The following is a 3540-nucleotide window of genomic DNA, read 5'->3' as shown; positions in this document are numbered from 1 at the left end:
GTCGACCTGCACCGGCACGAGCTGGCCGCCGATCTCGGCGAGCAGGGTCTGGCCGGGCCGCAGGGCGCCGGCCAGGAATGTCTGGCCGAACGTCGTGATACCACCTTCGAGAGAAAAAACGCCCGAGTTCTGGAACACGATCGACGTGATCGGCACCGACATCAGTATTCTCCAAGTGCGTACCAGTTGGGGTATGCACCAAGGTGGCGTTTCCCAACTCGGCTGGATCTACCGCCGAGCGAAGCCCGCCCTTGGCACTCGCCCGGACACTCGCATAGGTAGTATTAAGCGAGCCTTACCCGCATAGGCGGTGTCCCTTTGCGAAACGGTCTGCCGATGCCGCAGCTTGCGCCGTTCCTATTAACCTGTTGATTATCAATGTGTTCTGGGATTTTCCGTCTTGCCGATGCGGCCTAATACATACAAAGAGGATCTATCCCTTGAAGTGCTGTACTGGCGGCGACCGCTGGTTTGGCCTCGTGCACTTCGAGATCTCGCGGAACGAGCTTCGTTCGTCGTGATTGCGCCGAGGCAGGGTCGCAATAGAGGAGGGGGCTGACCTAGGGTCCGGACCCATAAAGTCCTTTGAGCGACGCGGCGTGATGTGATTCAGAGCGGTTCCCTTGGCTGTTGGGACGGGAACTGGGATGAGCGATCTGTTCTGGCTGAACGAGGCGCAGATACGTCGGCTGGCGCCGCTGCTGCCGACCGACACACGCGGCAAGCCGCGTGTGGACGACCGGCGTGTGATCAGCGGCATCGTCCATGTGCTGCGGTCGGGTTGCCCCTGGCGGCATGCGCCGCGTGAGTACGGGCCGCCGAAGACGCTGTACAACCGCTACGTCCGCTGGGCGATCAAGGGTGTGTGGCGGCGCATCTTCGAGACGCTCGCCACCGCTGGCGGCCCGCCCGCTGAGGTCTTGCTGGATGCGACCTACGCCAAGGCGCATCGCAGCGCGTCGGGCGGGAAAGGGGGGAGCGGGCGCAAGCGATCGGGCGCTCGCGTGGTGGCCGGACCACCAAGATCCGCGCGGCGGCAAACCAAGGCGGCAAGCCGATCGCGTTCCATCTCTCCGGCGGGAACACGGCCGACCTCCGCGGCGGCGAGGCGCTGATCGAGGCCATCCCCGAGGGCGCACTGGTGATCGCCGACCGTGCGTTCGACGCAGACCGCCTCCGACGCGCGATCGAAGCGCGCGGCGCGGTGCCGAACATTCCGCCCAAGGCGAACCGCCGCTGGAAGAGCTGCTTCAGTCCCACCCTCTACCGCGGCCGAAACGCCATCGAGCGCATGTTCTGCCGGCTGAAGGACTTCCGCCGCGTCGCAACCCGATACGACCGCCTCGCCGCAACCTACCTCGCAGCCGTCCACATCGCTGCCATCGTCGCATTCTGGTTGTGAGTCCGGACCCTAGGCAGACCCCACAGCACATCTTTCCGACGGACATTTCCTACGCCCATGTGGACTTGCGTGCCGTGCGACGCCTGTCCGATGTCCGGTGCCAAGGCAGAGATGTCCATCAGACCGACGGGCCCCTCGATGTTACTCTCCAGTCCCGCGTGTTCGCACCAGCAGGCGTCCAATGTGTGAGACGCATATGAGAAAGTGGCGGGCCCCACCGGGACGACTTATACCGCTCGGACTCCGGGCACCACGGCAGCCGCCCCTCGTGCAGATCTCACATCGATTGTGCCGTCATGCCTCGGCCTGGACTGTTCGGAAACGACCGATCATGTGCAACCGCGGTCGACATCCTGCGACAGCGCGCCCATACGCGAGGCGGATATCCTTATCCTCCGGTCAGGATCGCACCGCGAGATTCTCATGAGACACGCCTTTTTTCGATCTGTGATCGCCATGAACGTCGGCCTCGCAGACTTCACGACGTATCATGACGGGCCACTCAGAGACGCACGGCACCCGAAGCGTATGGTCCGCATCGCAGCCTACAGGGTGCCGATGTCATGGTCGCTGCCGCCCAGCGGCCGCGTCGCGCGATAACGGCGTCAGGTAGACCGACAGGAACGATATCTACGAGCCCTATAGCGGCCCGCGCGTACAAGGGGGGGTATCTCACCCCCAAATCTGATTCGCCCCGGGTTTGCCGCAGGCTCCAACCGTTGAGAGGATGGAGCGATGATGGCGAAGAAGACGGCGGCGAGTTACTCGCTTGAGGTTCGGGAGCGGTCGGTGCGGCTGGTGCTGGGCGGCGCCGGGGAGCACGGCTCGCAATGGGCGGCGATCAGCTCGATCGCGGCGAAGATCGGCTGCACGGCGGAGACGCTGCGGCGGTGGGTTCGGCAGGCCGAACGTGACCGCGGTAAGCGGGCCGGGCCAACGACAGAGGAGCGGGATCGCATCAAAGCGCTGGAACGCGAGGTCCGCGAACTGCGCCAGGCCAATGAGATCCTGCGGAAGGCGTCGGCGTATTTTGCAATGGCGGATCTCGACCGCCGATCGAAGCCGTGATCGCCTTCATCGACGATCACCACGACGCCCACGGGGTTGAGCCTGCCCAGGGCTCGGCTAGGTCGCAGCGGGATGCGATGCTGCGGGCGGAGGTGCGGCGCGTCCATGCCGAGAACTTCGGCGTCTATGGCGTGCGGAAGGTCTGGCGCCAGCTCGGCCGCGAGGGGACGCCGGTTGCGCGCCGCACGGTGGCGCGGCCGATGCGGCAGATAGCCCTGCGTGGCGTGGTGCGCGGGAAGGAGACCAGGACGACGATGCCGGGCACGGGCGCGCCGTACCCGGCCGACCGGATCAACCGGCAGTTCCTGGCGCCGCGGCCGAACCTGCTCTGGGTGTCAGACTTCATCTACGTCGCAACCTGGCAGGGCTTCGTCTATATCGCCTTCGTCATCGACGCCTTCGCGCGGCGGATCGTCGGCTGGCGGGTGTCGCGGACTGCCCATGCTGGATTCGGCCTCGATGCTCTTTAGCAGGCGCCGCACGACCGGCGCCCGGGGCCAGGGCACTGGCTCCTCCATCACAGCGATCGCGGCGTTCAATACGTATCGATCCGCTACACCGAGCGCCTGGCACAGGCGGGCATCGAGCCCTCCGTCGGCAGCGTGGGCGATAGCTACGGGCCGAAGACAACGCCCGCAGGGCGGTACAACGCGCTGGCCGAAAGCGTGATCGGCGTGTTCAAGACCGAGGTCACCCGCCGACGCGGCCCGTGGCGCGGTCTCGAGGGCGTCGAGTTCGCCACCCTCGAATGGGTGGAATGGTTCAACAACCGCCGCCTCCTCGAGCCGATGGGCAACATCCCGCCCGCCGAGGCGGAGGCGCGTTACTATGCCACCCAGAAGGCCACACCCCTGGCGGCCTGACTCACACCAAACAGCCTCCGGCAAACCCGGCGCGGTTCAGATCGCCGCCAGCCAGTATTGGCGTGACAGCGCTGTGCCAGCGCGAGCAGCGCAGGCGCATCGTCGTCGGAAGGGGGCGGCTGACCGATGGCGAGGCCCATTGCTCGCCACCTTGAATCAGATCATCCCTGCATCACGGGCTCCCCCTTGTGATGTCACCCTTAAAAG

Annotated in this window: 2 pseudogenes and 1 other annotated feature; both pseudogenes read left to right on the top strand. The window is 65.6% G+C overall.

Annotated elements, in window-relative coordinates:
- Positions 1–647: 647 nt before the first annotated feature.
- Positions 648–1402 (top strand): annotated as a pseudogene (locus F563_RS24610) (IS5 family transposase).
- 735 nt (positions 1403–2137) lie between these two features.
- Positions 2138–3333, top strand: a pseudogene (locus tag F563_RS24605) (IS3 family transposase).
- Positions 2425–2520, top strand: a sequence feature (AL1L pseudoknot). Its footprint overlaps the pseudogene before it by 96 nt.
- Positions 3334–3540: the final 207 nt, after the last annotated feature.

The organism is Elioraea tepidiphila DSM 17972 (assembly GCF_000378465.1).
GTDB lineage: Bacteria > Pseudomonadota > Alphaproteobacteria > Acetobacterales > Acetobacteraceae > Elioraea > Elioraea tepidiphila.
This window is presented reverse-complemented; position numbering and strand designations above follow the sequence as displayed.